Raw genomic sequence first — 23,397 nt, forward strand, 5'->3', positions numbered from 1 at the left:
TTTATTAGCCAGTGTTAACTATTTCTGGCAGCCGGGACACCAGTAAAAGGGCCGGGAGGAAAGCGTGGTTTTTTCGATGATGCCGCCGCAACGTTCGCAGGCTTTTCCGGCGCGATGAAAAACTTTAAAGGTAAATGCCGCGCCGTGATGGGCGCTTTTCATGGTGCCGCGCATACGATAAGAGTGGCGTGGGATCGCCAGCATAGCCTGAACCAGGCGCTGGAGCTGCGTCTCGGTCAAATCCTGCGCCCGATGCTGCGGCGCCAGCCCGGCTTCCCATAAAACTTCCACCCGCAGATAGTTACCTAAACCGGCCAGAAACGCCTGATCGAGCAGCAGGCCGCTGAACTGGCGACGGCGAAAACGCGGTGAAAGCAGACGTTCTTGCACCGCTTCCTCAGTCAGCTGCATATCCAGCACGTCAGGGCCGATGCGCTGGAGGAAAGGATGCGCCGCCAGCGTATCGCTGTTGTGCATCTCAATATCCGACGCGCTGTACAGCAAAATCGTCTGATCGGCACAGGCGAGCCGCACGCGCAGCACGCGCTGCGTGACGGGTTCGCTGCCGGTTTTCACCACGCGCCAGACGCCATACAGTTGGTTATGGCTGTAAAGCGTCAGTCCGTTGGAAAAGTGCGTAAGCAGCGCTTTCCCACGGGTTTCAATGGCGGTAACCGTCTCGCCGAGTAAGGCGTTTTCATAGGTTTTAAGCTGCGGAAAGGCAAACCAGACATTCGTTAATGGTTTGCCGACAATGGCTTCTTCCAGCCGATCCGCCGCCCGGCGGATCTCTGGTCCTTCTGGCATACGAATATCCTGTTAGTGCGTTGCGCCGCCAACCAGGCGCAGATCCTGTTCAGTACGAAGTGCAATGGTAATCGCCATTTCCAGCGCCAGAATGACGGTTTGTGCCGCCATGCTGGGACTGCCGGGATGGTTTATTGCCTGCTCCGGCAGATAAGGAATATGAATAAAACCGCCGCGCACGGCATTATCCTGCTGGGCAAGACGATGCAGCAGGCCGTACATCACATGGTTGCAAACATAGGTGCCAGCCGTTTGCGATACCGAAGCAGGAATACCCGCTTCCCGAATGCCTTCCACAATCGCCTTAATCGGCAAGGAAGAGAAATAGGCCGCCGGGCCGCCAGGAATAATCGGTTCATCAATCGGCTGATTGCCGTTGTTGTCCGGGATGCGCGCATCGTTAATATTGATGCCGACGCGCTCGACGGTAATATCCGCGCGTCCGCCCGCCTGCCCCACCGCAATGACCAGCTCCGGTTGCAGCGCTTCCATCTCCGCATAGAGCGTAGTCAGCGCATCGCCAAAGGCGCAGGGCAGTTCTTTTGCCACTACTTTATAGCCGCATAACATGCGCTCATGCAGCTGACGAACGGCTTCCCATGAAGGATTGATCTGCTCGCCGCCGAACGGTTCAAACGCGGTAATCAGTACATTTTTCATTTTCGCCTCACAGGAACATCAAAAAATAGAGCAAAAATATGTTCACAATTAACAGTAGCACGCCGGTTGGCGTCTGCGCCTTGATGACCGCATTACGATCCGGCAGTTCCAGCAGCGCCGCCGGGACGATATTGAAATTAGCCGCCATTGGCGTCATTAGTGTGCCGCAATAACCGGAGAACATGCCAATCGCGGCCATCACCGCCGGATTGCCGCCGTGCTGAAGCACCAGAACCGGAATGCCGATACCGGCGACAACGATAGGAAACGCGGCAAAGGCGTTGCCCATGATCATCGTCAGCAGCGCCATGCCAACCACAAATACCGCGACGGCGATAAAGCGGTTATCGACCGCCAGATACTGCTCCGTCAGGTGTGCAATGGCGCTGCCGACGCCTGCGGTGGTAAACAGCAGGCCAAGCGTGGCGAGGATTTGCGGCAAAATAAATGCCCAGCCGATAGAATCCAGCAGCCGGCGTGTTTCCTGTAATGACTGGGTCGGACGCTCGCGGCTCATTTTTAGTGCGACCAGCCAGCCCACCAGACAGCCGAGCGTCATGGAAAAGAGCGTCACCAGCGTGGAATGGTTGCCTGCGCCGAATACCGCCAGTTCCAGTCCGGGAATATGATTAAACGCCAGCACGCCCGCAACCGTGACCAGCGGAATAGCCAGCGCCGGTAAAAACAGGCGGTTGCCGAGACGGCTGGCGCTCTGCTGCCGCTCAGATTCGCTGCGCTGGTGATAGCTTCCCAAACGCACGCCGCCGAAACCGGCGATCAGCGCCATCGCTACGACCAATATGCCGACCAGAATATGCAGACTGCGCGTGCCTTCCGCGCCGGAGCCGGTAAGCTGCTCCGCCAGCCGGTACGCCCAGTCACCGATAAGGAACATCAGCCCGTACAGTCCCCAAAACAGACCGGTTGTGAGCCGTCGCGGATTTGCCTTATCGCGCCACGACAGCAGCGCCACCACCAGCAGAATGAGTCCGGCCAGATAAAACAGATATTGTTGCTGAAACATTAGCGGCCTCCTTTTTGCTGGAGCGCCGCCTGATTCAGCGCGCTGATTTCTGCCGCCAGCTTTTTATCCAGTCGACGCAGACGAAGGGAGTGAATAATAAAGGCACTAATCGCGGTAGGAATGCCCCACAGCGCAATATGCAACGGCTCAGTATGAATACCGCCGGACTCCAGCATAAAGTTGTGCATAAAGATGATCGCGCCGAAAGCGACAAAAATGTCTTCGCCGAAGAACAGGCCGACATTATCCGTGGCAGCGGACATGGCGCGCAGACGGTAGCGTACCGATTCCGGCAGTTCGCCGTAACGGTTCTCCGTAGCGCCTTCCGCCATTGGCGCCAGCAGCGGGCGCACCATCTGTGGATGTCCGCCAAGGCTGGTCAGACCCAGCGCCGCCGTGGCTTCACGTACCAGTAAATAGACGATTAACAGACGCCCCGCCGTCGCGGTTTTAATAGTGGCAATCCACGCCTGCGCACGCTCTTTTAAACCATGACGCTCCAGCAGGCCGATAACCGCCAGCGGCAACAGCAGAATGAAAGGCAGGTTGCGCGTGTTAAGAAAGCCGGAACCCAGCTTTTCCAGAATATCGCCCAGCGGCATATGCGCCGCCACGCCGGTCACCAACCCTGAAATAATGACCACCAGCACCGGATTAAAGCGCAGTAAAAAGCCGATAATAATGGCTGCGATGCCCAGTAAGGGCCAAAGATTTACCAAAGGCTGCATAAATTTTCCTTATAAGAACCCCGACGTCAGTCGGGGTTAAAATGTCAGGCTACGCTGCTGACTAAAATTTGCTGCGCGGCGAAAGCGTCACGCAGGCGGCGGGCAAAGGCCAGCGCATGGGGACCATCGCCATGCAGGCAAACGGTCTGCGCACGCAGTGCAACCCGTTCGCCCGTCACGCTGGCGACTGTGCCATGCTGAACCATTTCTAATGTACGAGAAATGGCCTGTTTTTCTTCTTCAATCATCGCGCCGGGTTGGCCACGCGGCACCAGCGAGCCGTCGGTCTGATAACCCCGATCGGCAAAAACTTCTTCACGTGTCTGCAAGCCGTAATGACGGGCGGCGCGAATCGATTCGCTGCCCGCCAGGCCAACCAGCAGCAGGCCAGCATCAATGGCCTTTACCGCACGGGCGATGGCATCCGCCAGCCCAGCATCGCGCGCCGCCTGGTTATAGAGCATGCCGTGCGGCTTAACGTGCGTGAGCTTGCCGCCCTCGCTTTCCGTAATGGCTTTCAGTGCGCCGATTTGATACAGCACCTGCGCATAAACGGTTTCCGATGGAAGCTGCATGGCGCTGCGGCCAAAATTTTCCCGATCGGGAAAGGAGGGATGCGCGCCAATTGCCACGCCATACTCCAGCGCCCAGCGTACTGACTGCAACATAGTTTGCGCATCGCCCGCATGGAAACCGCAGGCGATATTGGCTGAACTGACCAGCTGCAACAGTTCACGATCGCTGCCGCAGCCTTCGCCTAAATCCGCGTTTAAATCAATTTTCATTTTCCAGTCCCCATGCCATGCGGTCGAGAACCCGCTGCTGCTGCTGTTTCGCCTGCAGCGCTTCCTCCAGCGTACAGTGAATAAAATGGATCGGTTCGCCGAGGCGGATTTGCGCCAGATGATAAAGATCCGCTTCAATAACGCAGGCGATACGCGGATAGCCGCCGGTGGTCTGCGCATCGGCCATCAGCACAATCGGCTGACCGCTGTGTGGAACCTGAATCACGCCGGGCAACAGGCCGTGCGACAGTAGCTCGCGCTGACTATTGCGCGCCAGCGGCCTTCCCTGCAGGCGGTAGCCCATCCGATTACTTTGCGGATCAAGCCGCCAGGAAACGCGCCAGAACGCTTCCTGAGATTCCCGCGCAAACTCATGGTATTCCGGCCCCGGCAGCGCGCGCAGCCGGTTGCCCCACAGCAGCTGACGTACACCTGCGGGCTGGCTGAAGGTTCGCGTCGGCGCGGCCAGCGGCAGCACATCGCCATCCTGCAGACGCCTTCCCTGCCAGCCGCCAAATTCCGCATTAATATCGGTGCTACAGGAGCCAAGCAGCGGTTCAATCGCGAAGCCGCCGTTGATTGCCAGATAACTGCGCATGCCGCGTACCGGCATTGCCAGCGTCAAGCGCTGTCCTTTTTTGACCGGTAGCCGCCAGCCGGTCCAGACCGGACGACCGTCCAAATCAGCGTTGCAGCCAGCACCGGTCAGGGCAAACCAGCCGTCACGCTCAAACTCGGCACAAAACTGACCTAAGGTAATCTCCAGTACCGCCTGCTGCTGTGGATTTCCTACCAGCAGATTCGCCGTACGCATCGCCGGTTCATCCAGCGCGCCGCCGCTGCTGATGCCGAACTGCCGCCAGCCGCCGCGTCCGCCGTCCTGAAGCGTGGTGTTCATACCGGCACGGATAATTTTCAGCATACGCCCTCCTTCTGCGGCACAAAACGTACGCGATCGCCCGGTTGCAGTAATGTTGGTGGCTGGTGTTGCGGATTGAATAACGGCAATGTGGTGCGGCCCAGCAGTTGCCAGCCGCCGGGCGAAGCCAGCGGATAGATGCCGGTTTGACTACCGCCGATGCCGACCGTCCCCGCTGGCACCAGCACGCGTGGTGTGCTGCGGCGCGGCGTATGCAGACGCTCATCCAGCCCGCCCAGATAGGGGAATCCCGGTTTAAAGCCGATAAAGTAAACCACATACTCTGCGGCCGAGTGCGCCTCGACCACCTGCTGCGGCGTCATCTGACAGTGACGTGCGACCTCATCCAAATCAGGCCCCGCCTCGCCGCCATATATCACCGGAATGGCGACATCGCGCGATTCCGGCACGACAGCTTCGCTCTCTTCCCACCAGGTTTGCAGGCGCTCAATAGCGTCCAGCGCCTGATGCTGCGGATCGCTCAGAATAACCGTGAGGTTATTCATTCCAGGAATCGCTTCCAGTACCTGCGGGTAATCGCGCAGACGTTGAGTCAATCCCCAAATTCGCTGCTGGCTGAGCAGTGAAACAGGCGGTTCCAGCTCAAGCACGACCGCGCGTTCCCCCAGTAGGTAACAACGTGCCCTTTGCAAAATTCGCCTCCTGTTATAACCCCTGGTTATGATCTTATTCATTTCGAACAGATAGTTATGCGGGGATGCAGCAGGCGTGTCAACCGCTTTTGCGTGAGTTTATAATAGGAAATTAACGGCAGGCGGCTGCCCGCCGTCGGATAAACAGGCGAGGAAAATCAGGCTGGATTATTAATATCGATAAAGGTGACATCCAGTGAATGATGCGCCGCCAGCCATTCCCCCAGCGCGCGAATACCGCCGCGTTCGGTGGCATGGTGACCGGCAGCAAAAAAGTGAATGCCGTTTTCTCGCGCGCTGTGGATGGTCTGTTCGGAGACCTCGCCGGTAATAAACGCGTCGACGCCAAAGGCCGCCGCGCTGTCGATAAAGCCCTGGCCGCCACCACTGCACCAGGCGATGCGCCGGATCTGCTGTGGAGCATTATCGCCGCAGTGTAAGGTTCACGCCCCAGTACCGCCGCGATACGTTGCGCCAGCGCCTCGCCGCTCAGGCTCTCCGCCAGTTCGCCCCAGGGCACCAGCGGTTGCACTTCGCCCTGTACGTTAATGCTCAGCGCCTGCGCCAGCTGTGCGTTGTTGCCCAGTTGCGGATGCGCATCGAGCGGTAAATGCCAGCCGTAAAGGTTAATATCATTTGCCAGCAGCGTACGCAGACGGCGACGCTTCATGCCTTTAATCGCTGGCGCTTCGTTTTTCCAGAAGTAGCCATGATGCACCATCACCGCATCCGCCTGTAGCCGTACCGCTTCATCCAGCAGCGCCTGACAGGCGGTGACGCCGGTGACGATTTTCCTCACCTCGTCGCGTCCCTCAACCTGTAAGCCATTCGGCGCATAGTCGCTGAACGCGGCGCTGTTAAGCTGTTGGTTAACGATCTGCTCCAGTTCAAAATTGTTCATTCACCTACTCCGTGCGCGTAATAGTGGACGCCTGGCGCGCCGCTTCAAAGATAGCCAGGGTTTTCTCTCTTGCCGCCTTATGTTCCACGATCGGCAGCGGATAATCGAGCCGCTGATGATTTTTCTTTGCCCAGCGATGGGGATCGTGGATTGCGCTGTCGGGCACTGCCGCCAGCTCCGGCAGCCAGCGACGAATAAAGGTTCCCTGCTTATCGAAACGTTCGCCCTGGGTGGTGGGGTTGAAAATACGGAAGTAAGGCGCCGCATCGGTGCCAGTGGAAGCCGCCCACTGCCAGCCACCATTATTGGCCGCCAGATCGCCATCGATTAATACCGACATAAAATAGCGTTCGCCCAGCTGCCAGTTAATTTGCAGATCTTTGACCAGAAAGCTGGCGGTAATCATGCGCAGGCGATTGTGCATCCAACCCGTGCTGTTTAGCTGGCGCATGGCGGCATCTACTATCGGATAACCGGTTTGGCCCTGCTGCCAGGCGGTAAAATGCTGCGCATTCTGTTGCCAGGCCACGTTTTTCGTCCACGGTATAAAGGGCTGGTTTTTACAGAGCGCCGGAAAGGCGACCAGCAGATGACGATAGAAATCGCGCCAGACGATCTCATTCAGCCAGACGCTGGCCCGCTCGTCATTTAACGCCTGCGGCTGCTCACGCAGCAGGCGATGCAAACACTGACGCGGCGACAGCGTGCCGGTTGCCAGACAGACGGAGAGGCGGCTGGTGGCATCCAGCGCCGGTAAATCGCGCTGCGCCGGATAATCCAGCACCCTTTGGCGGCAAAATTCGCGCAGGCGCTGTAACGCAGCGGCTTCGCCGATCGGAAAAAAGTGTCGATCAAAAGGCTGGCGAGGATAATCGAAAGGTGCCAGCGCAGGCAGAGCTTCAGGAGTGATTGCCGCGCGTTTATTGGGTGCTGGCAAGCATTCCGGCAAACTTTCACGCAGCCGTCGCAGATAAGCCTTACTGAAAGGCGTAAACATCCGGTACATTTTTCCGTCACCGGTCTGCACGCTGCCGGGCGGCAGCAGCACGCTGTCATCGAAACCCTGCACCATTACGCCCTGCTGCGTTAACCGGCGTTCAACCGCTGCATCCCGCTCGCGCTCGTTAAATTCATATTGGTAGTTATAGAAAAGCGCATCGACCTGCTGTTCGCGGCAAAAATCCGCCAGGCAGTCGACAGAAGCACGGAAATCATCGCACTGGCGATAGTGCAAAACGATGCCTTTGTCAGCCAGCGCCGTTTGTAAAAGCTGCAGACTTTGCCAGATGTAATCCGCCTGACGCGGCGACATATCATGCTGCCGCCACTGCTGCGGCGTCGCGATAAACAGCGCGATGACCTTAGCATCGCGCTGCCGACAGGCGGCCCACAGCGCGCTGTTATCGTTGATGCGCAGATCGTTGCGCAGCCAGACCAAATGGGTGTCCATACTCTCTCCTGATCTGTCAACGACCGTAACGTAAGCGCAGCGCTTCCGGGTAGGGCTCAAAATAACGCTGTTGCGACAGCCATTCGTGCGGATACTCTTTCATATAGTGTTTAAGCAGCGTGATGGGCGCCAGCAGCGGCTGTACTCCCTGCCGATAGCGATCGATAAGCGAAGCCAGCTCCTGGCGCTGCGACGAAGAAAGCTGTTTACGGAAATAGCCCTGAACGTGCATCAAAACGTTGGTATGGTTACGGCGTGTAGCGCGATGCGACATCAGCCTCATCAGGCGGTTGCGGTATTCAGTGGCAAATTCTTCCAGCGAGGCGTATTCCTTCATTGCCGCGACAAACGGCCCTAACTGTCGATATTCAGGCTGCGAATGCGCCAGCAACAGCAGCTTATAACGGGTATGGAATGCCATCAGCTTGTGTGCCGTCAGCCCGTCTTGCCAGAGCTGGTTAAACTCATGTAGCGCATAGACTCGCGCCACGAAGTTCTCGCGCAATGTGTCATCATGCAGACGGCCATCCTCCTCCATCGGCAGCCAGGGCATCTCCTGCTGTAAAGCCTGTGCGAAAATGCCCACGCCCTCTTTGCGATTATTATTGCTGTCAGGTTCATAGATACGCACCCGCTCCATACCGCAGCTGGGCGATTTAGCGCAAAGAATATAGCCACAAAGGTGATGCAGACCGGCGACCTTGCGGCGGGCAAAATTGCGCATCTGCGTCGTTACTTCTTCTCCGCCCGTTTTACTAAAACAGAGTGCGATCTCGTCCTGATGTTTTACCAGCCGCAGCGCCGGACGCGGCACAGGCAATCCGATCGACATTTCCGGGCAAATGGGTTCGTAGCGCACGTATGGCGCGAGTTCTTCCGTAGCAAAAGTCAGACGCTTATGACCGCCATCAAAACGTACGCTGTCGCCCAATAAACAGGCGCTGATTCCTACCGGTATTTTCTCGCTCATACTTGTACAACCTCAAACATCTTGTATAAGTTTAAGTGTAGCGCAAGCCTCTCTATGACGCACTTCAAATCCCGTCGGACTGTGGCAACAGGCAAAAAAAATCTCATCGGATGATGAGATTTTCAGGCGGCGGAGCGTAGCGGGCGGCCAGGTTATTATCGTTGCTGACTGCAGGTTCAATAGAAATCGCCACCAGCTGCTTCAGCCTGCGCCAGCCAGACCGGTTTGGTGCTGGTTTTACTCCAGACGCGATGCAGATAGCTATAAAAACGCGCACGATCGCGGCGAAACAGCATCACCGGCAACGCCAGTACGCCAACAATGATTACCGCTGCGCGACGCAGGATAATTTTATGCAGGGGATAAATGGAATACATTACCTACGCCTCCTGAGAAGAATGAGTTACAAATTAGTCATTGGTTAAATATGATAGGCCCCATTGCGTAATTTTACTACTCATCCGACCACTAATTCGGTGAAAAAAAGTGCAGATTTACACTTCGCCTGTAATTAGGTTACATATCTGTTAATTTTAGGTTTTTGTTTTGTTTGATTCAGCAGGTGCAACACAAAGCGCAGCGGGTTTTGTTAAAGTGCGGTTTTGTCATTTTCTGTCTGTGACAGCGGAGAATCCTCGTTTTGGCCAGCGTACTGATTGTTGAAGATGAAAAAGAGATTCGTCGTTTTCTGCGCGTCGCGCTGGAAAGCGAAGCCTTGCGGGTTTATGACGGCGATACCTTACAGCGCGGACTAATTGAGGCCGCTACCCGCAAGCCTGATTTAGTGATTCTTGATTTGGGTTTGCCGGATGGCGATGGCCTCGACTTTATCCGCGATTTTCGCCAGTGGAGCGGCGTGCCGGTTATTGTGCTGTCCGCACGCAGCGACGAGCAGGATAAAATCGCGGCATTGGATGCCGGCGCCGATGACTTTCTCACGAAACCTTTTGGCGTCGGCGAACTGCTGGCGCGCGTGCGCGTCGCTCTGCGTCGTCAGCCCGGACAGCAGGCACTGCACGCACCCGTACAGTTTGGTCAGATTACGGTGGATTTGGCGGCACATCATATTGCGCGTAACGGGGAGACGGTTCATCTTACGCCGACGGAGTTTCGGCTGCTGGCGCTGTTACTGAACAATCCAGGAAAAGTGCTGACGCAGCGGCAGTTACTGAATCATGTCTGGGGGCCGAATGCGGTTGAACATAGCCACTATCTGCGCATCTATATGGGCCATTTACGGCAGAAGCTGGAGCAGGATCCCGCCCGTCCGGCGCATCTGCTTACCGAAACGGGTATCGGCTATCGCTTTATGCCGTGATCAGCGGACATAAAAAAAGGCGCTGAATATCAGCGCCTTTTTTGTGGTTTAGCCTCAGGCGTTTTTCAGCACTGCGCTAACAATCTCAACGGCTTCTTTTTCGATTTGCGCACGATGCTCGGCGCCGAGGAAGCTCTCACAATAAATCTTGTAAGCATCTTCCGTGCCTGACGGACGCGCGGCAAACCAGCCGTTTTCCGTCATCACTTTTAAGCCGCCAATCGAAGCACCGTTGCCTGGCGCGCTGGTCAGACGGGCCGTAATCGGATCGCCTGCCAGCGTAGCCGCGCTGACCATTTCCGGCGACAGTTTCGACAGCGCGGCTTTCTGCGCGGAAGTGGCTGGCGCCTGCAAACGGTTGTAGCTCGGTGCGCCAAAACGCTCAGCCAGTTCATCGTAGTGCTGCTGCGGGTTTTTACCGGTTACGGCGGTGATTTCCGCCGCCAGCAGGCAGAGGATGATCCCGTCTTTATCGGTTGACCACGGCGTGCCGTCAAAACGCAGGAAAGAAGCGCCCGCGCTCTCTTCGCCGCCAAAACCGAAGCTGCCGTCGAACAGACCGTCAACAAACCATTTAAAGCCTACCGGCACTTCCACCAGCTTACGGCCAATATCGTTGACAACGCGGTCAATCATGGCGCTGGAGACCAGGGTTTTGCCTACGGCAACCTCTTTGCCCCACTGCGGACGATGCTGGAACAGATAATTGATTGCCACCGCCAGGTAATGGTTCGGATTCATCAGCCCAGCCGGAGTGACGATTCCGTGACGGTCGTAATCGGGATCGTTGCCGAAAGCGAGATCGAACTTATCGCGCAGCGCCAGCAGACCGGCCATCGCACATTCGGACGAACAGTCCATACGCACCACGCCATCTTTATCCAGATGCATAAAGCGGAAAGTCTGGTCAACGGCGTCGTTAACAATGGTTAAGTCCAGCTGGTAATGTTCGGCGATGCGCTTCCAGTATTCCATGCCGGAGCCGCCCAGCGGATCGATGCCGATTTTCAGACCCGCTTTCTTAATCGCCTCAATATCCACCACCTGCGCCAGGCCTTCTACATAAGGCTGAATCAGATCTTTTTCCTGGATATGTCCGCTGGCCCACGCTTCTGCCAGCGGCAGACGCTTCACCTCCTGCAGATCGTTTTGAATCAGCTGATTCGCGCGATCTTCTACCACTTTGGTAACGTTGGTATCGGCCGGGCCGCCGTTCGGCGGGTTGTATTTGATGCCACCATCTTCCGGCGGGTTATGAGAAGGCGTAATGACAATGCCGTCCGCCTGCGCGCCGCCGGCTTTGTTATGCTCAAGGATCGCGTTGGAGATCGCCGGCGTCGGCGTATAACCGTTATCCTGCTGCACAATCACATCAACGCCATTAGCCGCTAATACTTCCAGCACGGAAATAATGGCTGGCTCTGAGAGCGCATGGGTATCCTTACCAACGTAGCAAGGGCCAGTAATCCCATTCTTTTTACGTTCTTCAGCAATGGCCTGGGCGATAGCCAGAATATGCGTTTCGTTGAAACTCTGGCGTGCAGCGCTGCCGCGATGCCCGGAAGTGCCAAATTTCACCGCATGTTCCGCATTCCCTTTTTCTGGCTGTAGAACGTAATACTGGGATGTTAATTGTGCAACGTTAATCAAATCGCTCTGCTGGGCTGGCTGCCCGGCACGGGGGTGATTGGCCATTGGCGCTTCTCCCTGACGCATCAGTTAAATGGTGCCGCAAACCTTATCTGCCAGTTCCTGCGGGAACTGCATTGCCAGCATAATGTGTTCCACCATGCTGCATTTGCGGCCTGTGTTAGTGTTGGTGATCACCCAATACGGCGTGCCGGGGACATGTTTCGGCTTAGTATGGGTGCCATGCTGCAACAGTGTTTGCTCATCGCCCGCAAAATAGACGCGGGTGCGCCCTTGCAGCGATGCAGTGGCCTCAGCAAATGCATCGGGATCCAGACGATATAGCGTCGATAAAATCAACATAAAGCGATTTACCGCTTTATTCTGCTCGGCGTACTCATCAGAGAGTAGCAGCTCACGTACAGCTCGCACCCGATCCTGAGAACGTGTGGTCGGCTTAACCGGCTCATTATTCTGATTCACGCTTGCAGCAGATGCCGGCACCGCAGCAGCAACGGGCGCGCTCTGACCAGCGGTAAATTTCAACATACGCCGTAAAATGTCCGAGGCGCTTTCACCGATATGCTGCGTGTGGCTGGCAATATAGCGATAGAGTTCTTCGTCGACTTCAATCGTTTTCATCTTTATCCGTACGGTAATTGCTTGTGGCAGAACCCGGCGCAGCGCGTCATAGCAAATTTTAGCTAAACAATCTGTGCTGTGGTTCTAACATAAGGATTATAAAGTTAAATCCTGCAAGTCGGTAGCGACGTTGGCGCTTGCAGACAAAAGTCAGAATATGCCGCAAAGCCACCGGGCAAACAACCACTCACCGACCGGCAGGGAGAGTAAAAACCATGATAACCTATGCTTTCCTTTCAACTGTAAGAACTTTGCCATGAATTTGAATACTCGCTTGCAAACTGAACAGTCTAATCCAGAGGCTCTGCCCATCCTGCTGATTCATGGCCTGTTCGGCAGCCTGGATAATTTAGGCGTGCTGGCGCGCGGCCTGAAGGCGGATCGTCCACTGATTCAGGTTGATGTGCGTAACCATGGGCTGTCGCCGCGCAGCGATGAGATGGCTTATCGCGAGATGGCGCAGGATATGCTGGAGACGCTGGATGCGCACGGCATCGATAAAGTGACGGTTATCGGTCACTCGATGGGTGGTAAAATCGCGATGACGATGACCGCACTGGCGCCTGAACGTATTGAACAGCTGGTGCTGATTGATATTGCCCCGGTTGATTACTGCACGCGCCGTCACGATGAGATTTTTGCCGCGGTGAAGGCGGTAACGGAGGCCAATGTGCGTTTGCGCAGCGAAGCCGCCAACGTCATGCGCAGCTTTATTGCGGAAGAAGGCGTTATTCAGTTTCTGCTGAAATCCTTTCATGAAGGCGAATGGCGTTTTAACGTTCCGGCCCTGTGGAATAACTACGCCACTATCTCCGGCTGGGAAACCGTGCCAGCCTGGCATGGCCCGGCGCTGTTTATTCGCGGCGAGCTTTCGCCCTATCTCGATGATATTCATCGTGATGCGCTGCTGGCGCAGTTCCCGCAGGCGCGCGCGCATGTTATTGCTGGCGCCGGACACTGGGTGCATGCGGAAAAACCGGATGCAGTGTTGCGAGCCGTACGCCGTTTTTTAGCGCTGTAAAAGCAAGGCGTTAACTGCCCGACAAAGATTGTTCTCACTCTTTCCACAAGGTATGATGGCGCGCTAAAATTTTGCCGCTGTTGAGTTGGCGGCAAACCGGCCCAAAACGTCACCATGCGCGGCGCAAACGCGCAGCCCATTCAGTATCACGATTCTATGGCAAAAGAACAAACGGACCGAACCACGCTCGATCTGTTCGCAGATGAACGTCGCCCGGGACGCCCGAAAACCAGTCCGCTGTCGCGTGATGAACAACTTCGTATCAACAAACGCAATCAGTTGAAACGTGACAAAGTGCGCGGGTTACGGCGCGTTGAACTGAAGATGAACAGTGAAGCTGTCGATGCGCTTAACGCAATGGCCGCCGAGCGCGGGTTAAGCCGCAGCGAGCTGATCGAAGAGATGATCCTTGCCCAACTAAAGGCGCTCTGAACGGCTGGAAGAAGCGCACGATGTAACAAATGCAACGGCTTTACGAGTTCCGCCTCCTGACGGTCTCTGCTATTATTGCCGTAATCTGCATACAACGGGCAGTTACCATATTTTTAAGTTTCAAGAGGTTACTAAACTCATGGCAATCGTAGGTATTTTCTTTGGCAGCGATACCGGCAATACAGAAAACATTGCAAAGATGATCCAGAAACAGCTCGGTAGCGATGTTGCCGAAGTGCATGATATTGCCAAGAGCAGTAAAGAAGACCTGGAAGCTTTCGATATTCTGCTGCTGGGCATCCCCACCTGGTACTACGGTGAAGCGCAGTGCGACTGGGATGATTTCTTCCCGACGCTGGAAGAGATCGACTTCAACGGTAAACTGGTTGCGCTGTTCGGCTGCGGCGACCAGGAAGATTACGCGGAATATTTCTGCGATGCGATGGGCACCATTCGCGACATTATTGAGCCGAACGGCGCGGTAATTGTTGGCCACTGGCCGACCGAAGGCTATCACTTCGAAGCGTCAAAAGGTCTGGCTGATGATAAACATTTCCTTGGCCTGGCCATCGATGAAGATCGCCAGCCTGAGCTGACCAACGAGCGCGTTGATCGTTGGGTAAAACAGATTTACGAAGAGCTGCATTTGCAAGAGATTCTGGAAGCCTGATTTAATGCGCATTGTGTTGTAAATCACATTGCGTAACAGGTTTTTCCTATAGAAATGATAGGTACGGATTTGAAAATTTTATCAATGAATCGGTAGAATACCCGTATCGGTCACGCGCTTTCCTGCCGTCGAGCTGCAAAGCGGCAGGATTAAGCGAAATGTAAACGCAGCATCAAATGAGCATGAACAACGCCGGACGTAGCGAACTTCTCTTTACTTCCACCTGCGACTTCACGCGCGCCCTACGGTTTTCATTTCGAAGCATCAGTTCTATAATGAGACGCTATTAGTAACTTAGCGTCGACCGATGTTCATGGCTGTTCAGCCACATTGTGACTAGCAAAGTAACAGGACAATATCCGCATGACTGACAATAACACCGCATTAAAGAAGGCTGGACTGAAGGTCACTCTTCCGCGACTAAAAATCCTGGAAGTGCTTCAGGGCCCGGGTCCTGAAAGCCATCACGTCAGTGCGGAAGACTTATACAAACGTTTAATTGATATGGGTGAAGAGATCGGGCTGGCGACGGTTTATCGCGTCCTGAACCAGTTTGATGATGCCGGTATCGTTACGCGTCATAACTTTGAAGGCGGCAAGTCCGTTTTCGAACTGACCCAGCAACAGCATCACGATCACCTGATTTGCCTGGACTGTGGCAAAGTGATCGAATTTAGTGATGAGTCTATCGAAGCTCGCCAGCGTGAAATCGCCACGCGTCACGGCATTAAGCTTACCAACCACAGCCTTTATTTATATGGTCACTGCGCGCTGGGCGACTGTCGCGAAGATGAAACCTTACACGACAAATAATCAATTTTGCTATGCAGTAATAAAAACCGGCGCTCAGGCACCGGTTTTTTTATGGCTGCGCCGCAAGGCAACGCGTGCGCGCAGCCGTCGCGTTACTAAATCACTAAATCCTGTTATAGCGCTTCGCTACGGCTAACGCGCTGGCCGTCCGGGCTGACGCTACGCACCTGAACCTCAGCATCTTTGCTTACAGCAGGCTTCTGGCGATCGTCATAGCGCTGCCAGCGCTGTCCGCCGTCAAGCGAGTATTCAATAGCCAGCCCCGGCAGCGCGATATTCGCTTCCAGTTTGCCAGCGTTAACGCGTGCGCCCGGCACCGGTAAGCGATATGAAATACCGGCTTTATCCAGTTTTGCCAGTTCACGCTGCCCCAGCAAATTAGCAAAACGCTGCCAGTCGCGATTTAACGCATCCCGATCGACAAACTGCGTTACGCCGCCCGCATATTCACGACCGGGCTGATAATCCTGCTCCCAGGCAGCGCGATGCCATGCCCGTTCCGCCACCGTCATCAGGCGTGGATAAATCATGTATTCCATCTGCTCGTCGGTGCGGACGGTTTCGCTCCATAGCTGTGCCGATAAACCCCAGGCGCCAGGCCAGGCCTTATCGGATCGGGCGATAAACAGGTTGCCGTCACGATCCACAGAGGTTTCTGCATTTTGCGGCAGGTTGTTCGGGGCGAAGCTGAACATTTTACGCTCGTCGCTAAAACGGGTTCCCCAGTAATAGCCGCGCTCCAGCGGATTCACTTCATACGGGAAATCCATATAGACATAGTCCGGGTTGGAGATAACCACGTCGTAACCTTTATTAGCCCAGTCGTTGGCGCTGTCAAAGCCGCCCCAGTAGAGCGTATCCCAGAAATTTACCGAGACTTTAGGCGTGGCAAAGGCGGCGGCATTGGCCGCATGTTTTACGCCATCCTGCCAGGCCTGCATGCGCCCAATGCCTTTTTCCTGCACTTTTTGGCTGACGGCCAGCGCGAATTTACTGGGAAGATGGTCCAGATCTTCCACCTCACCCGCTTTTATCATGGCCTGGCAAGCTGGCGATTTTTCCCATGGTAGATGCTCTTTGCTTTGATCGAGAATGCCAGTGCCGGGTTTAGGCTGATGAATATCACTATAGCCAGCGCCTAAACGAATATTTTTGGCCTCATCGCCGCCAAAATGCCAGGTCATTAGCGGTTGTCCCGCTTCGCTATGCATGGTCTGTATTTCACCGATCACCTTATCGACGAAGCGCAGCGAAGAGGAAAGGCAGGGATTGAGATAGCTGGCGCGATCGTAAAGCTGAACGGAAGTGGTATTAGAGGTATCTTGCGGATCGCGTAGCCGGTATTCCTCCGCTTCCTGCGGCTTGCCTGCTTTCATCAATCGTTGATAGCGTGCTTCCATTGAGATAACGGCGGCACGGGCATGAGCGGGCATATCAATTTCCGGGATCACTTCAATATGACGCGCCTGCGCATATTTTACGATATCGATATAATCCGTCCGGCTGAAAAAACCGCTGCCGTTATTATCGCTGAACGGCCCCGAGCCCAACTGCGGCAGCAGGCATTGCTGCTCAGTTAAATCGTGACAGCGACGGCTCCCCACCTCGGTTAACTCCGGCAGGCCGGGAATTTCAATACGCCAGCCCTCATCATCGCTCAGGTGAAAATGGAACTTATTCATTTTCCAGGCTACCATTTGATCTAACATGCGCAGGACAGCCTGTTTGCTGTGAAAGTTGCGGGCAACATCCAGAAATGCACCGCGGTAAGCAAAGCGCGGCGCATCTTCAGCATTCAGCGTAGCAATAACCGGTTTTCCCTCCGCAGGCAGCAGTGAGGCGACCGACATCAACCCGTAAAACAGTCCGGCCCGATCGTAACCGGTAATAGTGATTTTATGCGGGCTTATCGCAAGTTGATAAGCGCCGCTAACGGCCCGATCGCCGTTAAATTTCGTCTGGTCGATAGTAGTATGCAGCGGGACGCCCGCCCGATTTTCCGTAACGCCCAGCAGAGCGAAACGCGCTTTGGCTACTTGTGCCTCATTATTTTTCATCGCCTGCAGGTCAAAGGCGATGCCGTGACTTAGATCGAGATCGTCTTTATGAATGGTCAGCTGTAATGGCGTTGGCGTGATTTGTCCGCGCAACCTTTCTGCTGCTAACGGAGCCGTATCACTGTTTTTAGCAAAGCGGCTGGCGGGCTGCATCAGAATGTTTTTATCCTCTGCGGTGCGCCTCCAGTTATCGTTAAAAGGCGCGACAAACTGCGTTAAATCTTCCGTATCGGTGCTGGCAATAATGCGCGGCTCGGCCTGTTCTGCTGTGACATACCAGCGCGGCATCACGTCGGTAATAAATAGCTGCCAGTATTCATTGATCAGCGGGATCTCGATAGATTCCCCCGCGCCGATGCCGGTAAATTTATCCGTCGGCTCCAGCCGGGTGAGATCGCCGGTAATGTGAGTGAGGCGGAAACGATCGTCATCGATCTTGAGCGTGGCGTGAACGTTGCTCATATAAATCGCCCAGTTACGGCTGGTTAACGCCGGGCCGTTGTTGGTCAAGGTAATAATGGCACGGTTACAGGAGGCCCAGTCGGCTCCCAACGCCGCACAGTCCGTGCCGTGCAGCGCCGCCTAGTTATCGGTAACCTGATAGCGCACGCCAAACTGACTTATCTGATCAACCACCTGCTGCGCCTGCATTGCAGAGCAGTTGCCTCCCATGAGCGCTGTAAGAATCAGCGTTGCCAGCGGTAGATTTTTCATGATTTCCCCTTAGTAGGTTATTGCCGCTTCCCTGCTCTCGCTTCGCCTGACCTGATTAACCTTAGCGATAACAGGTATGGCTGCTTCCGGGACAGCGCGCTATCCCGGACGGTTTAGAAAATGGTGAACGGCGCGATAACAATAAACTTCACATCTTTTTCATCCTGGAAGATATTGCCGAAGCCGCCGCCGAAGCTGGGAATGTCGCTGTGATTGTCGTAACGCGTGAAATGGAGTTTGAATAAGGTATCTTTTGCCCTGCCCTGCTGGACGGTATAAAGCAGGTCAAGATTCCAGGCGGATTCCCTGATGCGCTGCTGCTGATCCCATTGCGGATTGCTGCTGGGTTTGGCATCCCAGCCCCAGGCGTAGGAGGTACCTACCGTCCAGCCAGCCAGATCCCAGCCGCTCAGCTCATACATTACACCGGCAAACAGCGCCTTCTCGCCGTTAGCATTCCAGTCAGAGCGCGCATCCCACCAAATATCCAGACGACCGTTCGAACTGGCGTAAGAAGGCGTCATGCGCTGTAAGAAGAATCCCTGGTTGCCTTCCGCTTTGACCCAGGTTCCTTCGAGACGAAAATCAAAAGGCCCGTGGGTATAGCCAAACGTCAGCGCCTGAAGCCAGGCCAGACCGTCATAAACATCATTGTTGTTGGCAGGGCCCCCGCTTTCACGATCGTGCGCACCGTAAAATTGGTAGCTGGTGCGTAAATCGTTATCGCCCAGCGGCATCGTCCAGGAGGCTTTGGCAAAATATTGATCCATATAGTCAGCGGCCTGGCCCCAGGAAGCTTCGAGGATTAGCTGGTTTTTAAAGTCATAGCGGGCGCCGATAGCATGCAGCCAGGGAATGCCGGTTTTGCCGTCGGCCTTACGAAATTGATACATATGTCGATACCAGGGCGCTTTGTAGCGATCGCTCCAGATATAAGAGATATCAAGCGCGCCCGCTTCAGCAAAGTCCTGCTGCATACCGACTTCCACCGCGCGATAGGTGCCGGGTAAAAAGCTCCAGTGCGGCGTCAGCAACGTCTGTCCCTGCGGCTGAAGATAGCCAGCGCGTAGCCAGTAATCGGTCACTTTCATTTTTAATGCTGCTTTATACAGGCTGGCGCCGCTGCGATCGCCGCCCCACTCTTCATCCCAACGATTACTGGCTTTACTGAAACCAATTTCATTAGGTGCCGCCGGACCGCTATTACTCATTTCCAGTGCGCCAAATACCGCCACATCCAGACCAATAAAATCCGCCGCGTAGCCAGAGCTAAAATCGAGACTGCTATTAATTGTGGCATGATGCAAATTAGCCTGATATTGCCCATACTTTTCGCTGGCGGGCTCCAGATCTTTCCGATCGCGTTGACGCTGCCAGTAATAAAAACCTCCTTTTAAGGTGGAATCATTTATAAAACCAGCGGATTGAGCAGGCGGAATGATAATAAAACCAGAAATTACCGTTATCAAAGAAACTGTGCAGCAAACGGCCTTACGCTTACCGGTTAAGGTGCGCATGATAAATTCCTTTTTGACAAAAAATAAAAAATTAGAATAAGAACAACAAGGAGATAAACCGGGTAACAGCACAAGAATATTTTTCGCGTAGCGAATTATCAATAAGTACAGGCAGGTAATTTATTATTTTATGACCGGGGGCACATAAAAAGAGAGAGGGATTAACAAATAAATAAATTCTAAACCATCCAGATATAAATATGATCGCGCTAATCTTTTTATTGAGTAAAAAACAAAAACAATAAAGTTAATTAGTGAATTAAGTGAATCTAATTACTCGTTTTAATAATGAGGAAACACAAAAGTTATTTTTATTTCCGGGGCGAACACGTAGGCGCCCCGGAAATGTTATTTAACGCGCATAAACCGGCAGCAGATCAGCATAGCTGAGCAGAGAAACCACAATATTCAACGCTGCAAACAGCAAGACCAGCAGAATCGGAAACAGGCCCCCTTTTAACCGCCATCCCTGCGCATCGGGAAAACGCTGTCTGGCGCGCGCGACCAACAGCGCTGGCGTAATAACGGCCCAGACTGTGGCAGCCAGACCGGCGTAACCAATAGCGATCAGAAAGCCATTGGGCCAGATAAGCGCGGCGGAAAGTGGAATAAAGAATGTGATAAAGGTCGTTTTTAATCTTCCGGTGCCGCTGTTATCAAGCTTTAGCAAATCAGCCAGGTAATCGAACAGGCCCAGCGTCACGCCCAGGAAAGAACTGGCAACGGCAAAGGTGGAAAAAATAGTAAGCAGAACGCTAAGCGAGGCGTTTTGTAACAGGTTGCCTAAGGCATCCACCAGTGCGTCAATATTGCCGCCGCGTTGGGCAATGGCGATAAAGTCCCCACGGGGAATATTGCCCATGGTGCCGATAATCCATACCAGATAGATCGCCAGCGCCGCCAGGGTTCCCAGCAGCAAACAGCGCGCAACCTTTTTGCCATCGCGCTGGTAATAGCCAATTAGCCCGGAAATATTCCCATGATAACCAAAGGAAGCCAGGCAAAAGGGAATAACCATCCAGCCATAACGCAAATAATGGCTCTCCGTACCGCCCGTATCAAATAACAAGGCAGGTTTGACGTGACCGAGCAGTCCACCAAACAGCAGGAAGAAAGTAATGACCTTCGCACCAAGAAAAATTAGCGTTACGCGACTAACAACCGCCGTTCCCAGCCAGACGAACAGCGCGACCAGCAGCGTAAAGCCGAGTCCGGCAATACGGGCAGAAACCGGCAGCGACAGCGCGGCAAAAGTATGCTGTAAGATGGCGCCGCTGGCGGAGATATAGGCATAGGTTAAAATTCCCAGCACAAACGCGATGGAGGCGCCATTCAGCCAGTTCCAGCGACGCCCCAGCAGATCGCGCGTGAGCGTATCGAAGCCGGCGCCGCCGGGGTAATGCAGGCTGGCTTCAAGAAACATCAGCCCCGACAGCAGCATGCAAAGCCAGGTTAATAACAAAATGGCTGCTGACCAGCTGAACCAGGCGCCGGACATCACCACCGGCAGAGAAAACATTCCGGCCCCGACAACCGTGCCGGTAATAATTAATGTTCCCCATAACACCGAGGGAAGTTTGCTGGCGGAAACCGCTGTTTCCATAACGCGTCCTTAGAATGATATATGTACATTTTATGTTCAAATGGCGCACTATTCGGCAGAGCGCCTGATAAGGCAGATATTCTACCTCAGAATGAACTCATGAACTAGTACACAACTACTGAGCGGTAAGCATTTGCATCTCGTCAGGCTGCTGTTATCAGGAAAATCGCCTGGGTGGGCTGGAAATAACTCAACAGCAAGTATGGGTTTATTCAGTAAGTAACGGATTTAGAAAAAAGAATGGAAGCCGAGAAAAATAGCTAAACAGCAAACACAGGTTTATTCAGTAATGATCGGCTTTAGCAGAAAAATGTGGGGATTACTGAAAGGCTGTCTGGTGAATAACCGCAGACGATAAAAAAGGCGACTCGCTGAGCCGCCTTTTTTCATCATTGTGGCTTACTCGCCGCTTTTAGCCCAGGTGTCGCGCAGGCCAACGGTACGGTTAAAGACCAGATGCTGCGGGCTGGAGTAAACGCTGTCGGCGCAGAAGTAACCTTCGCGTTCAAACTGGTAAGGCGAAGTCGCTTCCGCCTGTTTCAGGCCCGGCTCGACAAAGCCTTGTTTGATCACCAGTGATTCCGGGTTGATGGTCGCCAGGAAATCCTCTGCCGCGCCCGGATTCGGCACGCTAAACAGACGGTCATAAAGACGGAACTCCGCCGGAACCGCATGCTCGGCGGAAACCCAGTGAATTACGCCTTTTACCTTGCGTCCGTCAGCCGGATCTTTGCTCAGCGTATCCACGTCGCAGGTACAGAAAATGCAGGTAATGTTGCCTGCTTCATCTTTTGCCACGCGCTCAGCACGGATCACATAGGCGTTACGCAGACGAACCTCTTTACCCAGCACCAGACGTTTGTACTGTTTATTCGCTTCTTCGCGGAAATCGGCGCGATCGATCCAGATCTCGCGGCTGAACGGCACGGAACGCGTCCCCATTTCCGGCTTGTTCGGATGGTTCGGCATGCTGATCATCTCTTCATGACCGGCAGGCAGGTTTTCAATCACGATTTTCAGCGGATCGAGAACGGCCATCGCACGCGGTGCGTTTTCGTTCAGGTCGTCACGAATACAGGATTCCAGCGCGGCCATTTCCACGATGTTATCCTGCTTGGTTACACCAATGCGGCGGCAGAAATCGCGAATAGAAGCGGCGGTATAACCACGGCGGCGCAGACCGGAAACGGTCAGCATGCGCGGATCGTCCCATCCTTCCACTACTTTCTCGGTTACCAGCAGGTTCAGCTTACGCTTGGACATGATGGCGTACTCAAGATTCAGACGAGAAAACTCGTACTGACGCGGATGCACAGGAATGGAGATGTTATCCAGTACCCAGTCGTAAAGGCGGCGGTTATCCTGGAACTCCAGCGTACAAAGCGAATGGGTAATCCCTTCCAGCGCATCGGAAATGCAGTGGGTAAAATCGTACATCGGATAGATGCACCACTTATTGCCGGTCTGATGATGCTCGGCAAATTTAACGCGGTACAGTACCGGATCGCGCATAACGATAAAGTTGGATGCCATGTCGATTTTCGCGCGCAGGCAGGCAGCGCCTTCGGCAAATTCGCCGTTACGCATTTTCTCAAACAGCGCCAGGTTCTCTTCCACGCTGCGATCGCGATAAGGGCTGTTTTTGCCCGGCGAGGTCAGCGTGCCGCGATATTCGCGAATCTGCTCCGGCGACAGCTCATCAACATAGGCCAGGCCTTTATTGATCAGTTCGATGGCGTACTGATAGAGCTGGTCAAAGTAGTTAGAGGAGTAACGAACTTCACCACTCCACTGGAAGCCCAGCCATTGCACGTCACGCTTGATGGATTCGACATATTCAATGTCTTCTTTTGCCGGGTTGGTATCGTCAAAACGCAGGTTGCATTCGCCCTGGTAATCTTGTGCGATGCCGAAATTCAGGCAGATCGATTTTGCGTGTCCAATATGCAGATAGCCGTTTGGCTCCGGTGGAAAACGGGTATGCACACTGCTGTGCTTACCGCTCGCCAAATCTTCGTCAATGATCTGACGAATAAAATTAGTTGGGCGGGCTTCAGCCTCACTCATCACTGTATCCTCAACAC

The 23,397-nt window shown here is 54.2% G+C and carries 20 protein-coding genes and 2 pseudogenes; 5 read left to right on the forward strand and 17 right to left on the reverse strand.

Features of this window, described 5'->3' with window-relative positions:
• Nucleotides 1-18: 18 nt before the first annotated feature.
• The 11 genes and pseudogenes from nei to P3C52_RS13155 all read right to left on the reverse strand — a co-directional run bounded on the left by nei (nt 19) and on the right by P3C52_RS13155 (nt 9,274).
• The gene (gene nei / locus P3C52_RS13105) at nt 19-807 is read right to left on the reverse strand and encodes an endonuclease VIII (RefSeq protein ID WP_275555435.1); all 789 of its coding nucleotides are present in this window, start codon (nt 805-807) and stop codon (nt 19-21) included.
• Nucleotides 808-819: 12 nt separating this feature from the next.
• A complete protein-coding gene (pcp, locus tag P3C52_RS13110) occupies nt 820-1,467 on the reverse strand; it encodes a pyroglutamyl-peptidase I (RefSeq protein WP_275555436.1) in 648 nt (215 codons plus the stop codon).
• A 7-nt stretch (nt 1,468-1,474) separates the two neighbouring features.
• Nucleotides 1,475-2,491 carry a DUF979 domain-containing protein gene (locus P3C52_RS13115; protein ID WP_275555437.1) on the reverse strand — a complete coding sequence of 339 codons (1,017 nt, stop codon included), beginning with the start codon at nt 2,489-2,491 and terminating at the stop codon, nt 1,475-1,477.
• Nucleotides 2,491-3,219: a DUF969 domain-containing protein gene (locus P3C52_RS13120; protein ID WP_275555438.1), complete on the reverse strand. Its 729-nt coding sequence runs from the start codon at nt 3,217-3,219 to the stop codon at nt 2,491-2,493. Before P3C52_RS13120 ends, P3C52_RS13115 begins: the two co-directional genes overlap by 1 nt.
• A 44-nt stretch (nt 3,220-3,263) precedes the next feature.
• The gene (gene pxpA, locus P3C52_RS13125) at nt 3,264-4,004 is read right to left on the reverse strand and encodes a 5-oxoprolinase subunit PxpA (RefSeq protein WP_275555439.1); all 741 of its coding nucleotides are present in this window, start codon (nt 4,002-4,004) and stop codon (nt 3,264-3,266) included.
• Entirely contained in the window at nt 3,994-4,926 is a 933-nt protein-coding gene (gene pxpC / locus P3C52_RS13130; protein WP_275555440.1) for a 5-oxoprolinase subunit PxpC, read from the reverse strand. Before pxpC ends, pxpA begins: the two co-directional genes overlap by 11 nt.
• Nucleotides 4,920-5,576, reverse strand: a complete 657-nt coding sequence (gene pxpB / locus P3C52_RS13135; protein ID WP_275555441.1) for a 5-oxoprolinase subunit PxpB — start codon at nt 5,574-5,576, stop codon at nt 4,920-4,922. The genes pxpC and pxpB overlap by 7 nt, the downstream gene beginning before the upstream one ends.
• Nucleotides 5,577-5,734: 158 nt before the next feature.
• Nucleotides 5,735-6,477 (reverse strand): annotated as a pseudogene (locus P3C52_RS13140) (type 2 GTP cyclohydrolase I).
• Nucleotides 6,478-6,481: 4 nt separating this feature from the next.
• Complete coding sequence (gene phrB, locus P3C52_RS13145) at nt 6,482-7,927, reverse strand: deoxyribodipyrimidine photo-lyase (RefSeq protein ID WP_275555442.1); 1,446 nt, start codon at nt 7,925-7,927, stop codon at nt 6,482-6,484.
• A gap of 16 nt (nt 7,928-7,943) precedes the next feature.
• Nucleotides 7,944-8,897, reverse strand: a complete 954-nt coding sequence (locus tag P3C52_RS13150) for a 2-thiouracil desulfurase family protein (RefSeq protein ID WP_275555443.1) — start codon at nt 8,895-8,897, stop codon at nt 7,944-7,946.
• Between the two features lie 176 nt (nt 8,898-9,073).
• Complete coding sequence (locus P3C52_RS13155) at nt 9,074-9,274, reverse strand: YbfA family protein (RefSeq protein ID WP_275555444.1); 201 nt, start codon at nt 9,272-9,274, stop codon at nt 9,074-9,076.
• Nucleotides 9,275-9,537: 263 nt separating this feature from the next.
• Here P3C52_RS13155 and kdpE point away from each other — a divergent pair, with 263 nt between their 5' ends.
• A complete protein-coding gene (gene kdpE, locus P3C52_RS13160) occupies nt 9,538-10,215 on the forward strand; it encodes a two-component system response regulator KdpE (protein ID WP_275555445.1) in 678 nt (225 codons plus the stop codon).
• Nucleotides 10,216-10,269: 54 nt separating this feature from the next.
• Here the strand turns inward: kdpE and pgm are convergent, their stop codons facing one another.
• Both pgm and seqA read right to left on the reverse strand, forming a co-directional pair.
• The gene (gene pgm, locus P3C52_RS13165) at nt 10,270-11,910 is read right to left on the reverse strand and encodes a phosphoglucomutase (alpha-D-glucose-1,6-bisphosphate-dependent) (protein ID WP_275555446.1); all 1,641 of its coding nucleotides are present in this window, start codon (nt 11,908-11,910) and stop codon (nt 10,270-10,272) included.
• Nucleotides 11,911-11,934: 24 nt separating this feature from the next.
• Nucleotides 11,935-12,486 carry a replication initiation negative regulator SeqA gene (seqA, locus tag P3C52_RS13170; protein WP_275555447.1) on the reverse strand — a complete coding sequence of 184 codons (552 nt, stop codon included), beginning with the start codon at nt 12,484-12,486 and terminating at the stop codon, nt 11,935-11,937.
• Between the two features lie 256 nt (nt 12,487-12,742).
• On the opposite strand from seqA, the gene ybfF reads away from it, so the two are divergent.
• The 4 genes from ybfF to fur all read left to right on the forward strand — a co-directional run bounded on the left by ybfF (nt 12,743) and on the right by fur (nt 15,422).
• Nucleotides 12,743-13,507, forward strand: coding sequence for an esterase (ybfF, locus tag P3C52_RS13175; RefSeq protein ID WP_275555448.1), 765 nt, complete (start codon nt 12,743-12,745; stop codon nt 13,505-13,507).
• A 156-nt stretch (nt 13,508-13,663) separates the two neighbouring features.
• Nucleotides 13,664-13,939 (forward strand): LexA regulated protein, encoded by a 276-nt coding sequence (gene ybfE / locus P3C52_RS13180; RefSeq protein WP_275555449.1) that lies wholly within the window; start codon nt 13,664-13,666, stop codon nt 13,937-13,939.
• 139 nt (nt 13,940-14,078) lie between these two features.
• Nucleotides 14,079-14,609, forward strand: a complete 531-nt coding sequence (gene fldA, locus P3C52_RS13185; RefSeq protein ID WP_275555450.1) for a flavodoxin FldA — start codon at nt 14,079-14,081, stop codon at nt 14,607-14,609.
• 363 nt (nt 14,610-14,972) lie between these two features.
• Nucleotides 14,973-15,422 (forward strand): ferric iron uptake transcriptional regulator, encoded by a 450-nt coding sequence (gene fur, locus P3C52_RS13190; protein ID WP_275555451.1) that lies wholly within the window; start codon nt 14,973-14,975, stop codon nt 15,420-15,422.
• A 113-nt stretch (nt 15,423-15,535) separates the two neighbouring features.
• Here fur and P3C52_RS13195 read toward each other — a convergent pair.
• The 4 genes and pseudogenes from P3C52_RS13195 to glnS form a co-directional block, all read right to left on the reverse strand.
• Nucleotides 15,536-18,193: pseudogene (locus P3C52_RS13195) on the reverse strand (beta-N-acetylhexosaminidase).
• A gap of 113 nt (nt 18,194-18,306) precedes the next feature.
• The gene (locus P3C52_RS13200) at nt 18,307-19,710 is read right to left on the reverse strand and encodes an OprD family outer membrane porin (RefSeq protein ID WP_275555452.1); all 1,404 of its coding nucleotides are present in this window, start codon (nt 19,708-19,710) and stop codon (nt 18,307-18,309) included.
• Nucleotides 19,711-20,062: 352 nt separating this feature from the next.
• Nucleotides 20,063-21,313, reverse strand: a complete 1,251-nt coding sequence (gene mtr / locus P3C52_RS13205; protein WP_275555453.1) for a tryptophan permease — start codon at nt 21,311-21,313, stop codon at nt 20,063-20,065.
• A 399-nt stretch (nt 21,314-21,712) separates the two neighbouring features.
• On the reverse strand, nt 21,713-23,380 hold the full coding sequence (gene glnS / locus P3C52_RS13210; protein ID WP_275555454.1) for a glutamine--tRNA ligase: 1,668 nt from the start codon (nt 23,378-23,380) through the stop codon (nt 21,713-21,715).
• Nucleotides 23,381-23,397 lie beyond the last annotated feature (17 nt).

Origin of the sequence: Mixta sp. Marseille-Q2659 (genome assembly GCF_940807255.1) — a bacterium.
In the GTDB taxonomy this organism is placed as follows: domain Bacteria; phylum Pseudomonadota; class Gammaproteobacteria; order Enterobacterales; family Enterobacteriaceae; genus Mixta.

Bases quoted from the DNA above. Each gene is read 5' to 3' on its own strand.
- nei (WP_275555435.1), bottom strand. From the start codon at position 807: ATGCCAGAAGGACCAGAGATCCGCCGGGCGGCGGATCGGCTGGAAGAA.
- pcp (WP_275555436.1), bottom strand. From the start codon at position 1,467: ATGAAAAATGTACTGATTACCGCGTTTGAACCGTTCGGCGGCGAGCAG.
- P3C52_RS13115 (WP_275555437.1), bottom strand. From the start codon at position 2,491: ATGTTTCAGCAACAATATCTGTTTTATCTGGCCGGACTCATTCTGCTG.
- P3C52_RS13120 (WP_275555438.1), bottom strand. From the start codon at position 3,219: ATGCAGCCTTTGGTAAATCTTTGGCCCTTACTGGGCATCGCAGCCATT.
- pxpA (WP_275555439.1), bottom strand. From the start codon at position 4,004: ATGAAAATTGATTTAAACGCGGATTTAGGCGAAGGCTGCGGCAGCGAT.
- pxpC (WP_275555440.1), bottom strand. From the start codon at position 4,926: ATGCTGAAAATTATCCGTGCCGGTATGAACACCACGCTTCAGGACGGC.
- phrB (WP_275555442.1), bottom strand. From the start codon at position 7,927: ATGGACACCCATTTGGTCTGGCTGCGCAACGATCTGCGCATCAACGAT.
- P3C52_RS13150 (WP_275555443.1), bottom strand. From the start codon at position 8,897: ATGAGCGAGAAAATACCGGTAGGAATCAGCGCCTGTTTATTGGGCGAC.
- P3C52_RS13155 (WP_275555444.1), bottom strand. From the start codon at position 9,274: ATGTATTCCATTTATCCCCTGCATAAAATTATCCTGCGTCGCGCAGCG.
- pgm (WP_275555446.1), bottom strand. From the start codon at position 11,910: ATGGCCAATCACCCCCGTGCCGGGCAGCCAGCCCAGCAGAGCGATTTG.
- seqA (WP_275555447.1), bottom strand. From the start codon at position 12,486: ATGAAAACGATTGAAGTCGACGAAGAACTCTATCGCTATATTGCCAGC.
- ybfF (WP_275555448.1), top strand. From the start codon at position 12,743: ATGAATTTGAATACTCGCTTGCAAACTGAACAGTCTAATCCAGAGGCT.
- ybfE (WP_275555449.1), top strand. From the start codon at position 13,664: ATGGCAAAAGAACAAACGGACCGAACCACGCTCGATCTGTTCGCAGAT.
- fldA (WP_275555450.1), top strand. From the start codon at position 14,079: ATGGCAATCGTAGGTATTTTCTTTGGCAGCGATACCGGCAATACAGAA.
- fur (WP_275555451.1), top strand. From the start codon at position 14,973: ATGACTGACAATAACACCGCATTAAAGAAGGCTGGACTGAAGGTCACT.
- P3C52_RS13200 (WP_275555452.1), bottom strand. From the start codon at position 19,710: ATGCGCACCTTAACCGGTAAGCGTAAGGCCGTTTGCTGCACAGTTTCT.
- mtr (WP_275555453.1), bottom strand. From the start codon at position 21,313: ATGGAAACAGCGGTTTCCGCCAGCAAACTTCCCTCGGTGTTATGGGGA.
- glnS (WP_275555454.1), bottom strand. From the start codon at position 23,380: ATGAGTGAGGCTGAAGCCCGCCCAACTAATTTTATTCGTCAGATCATT.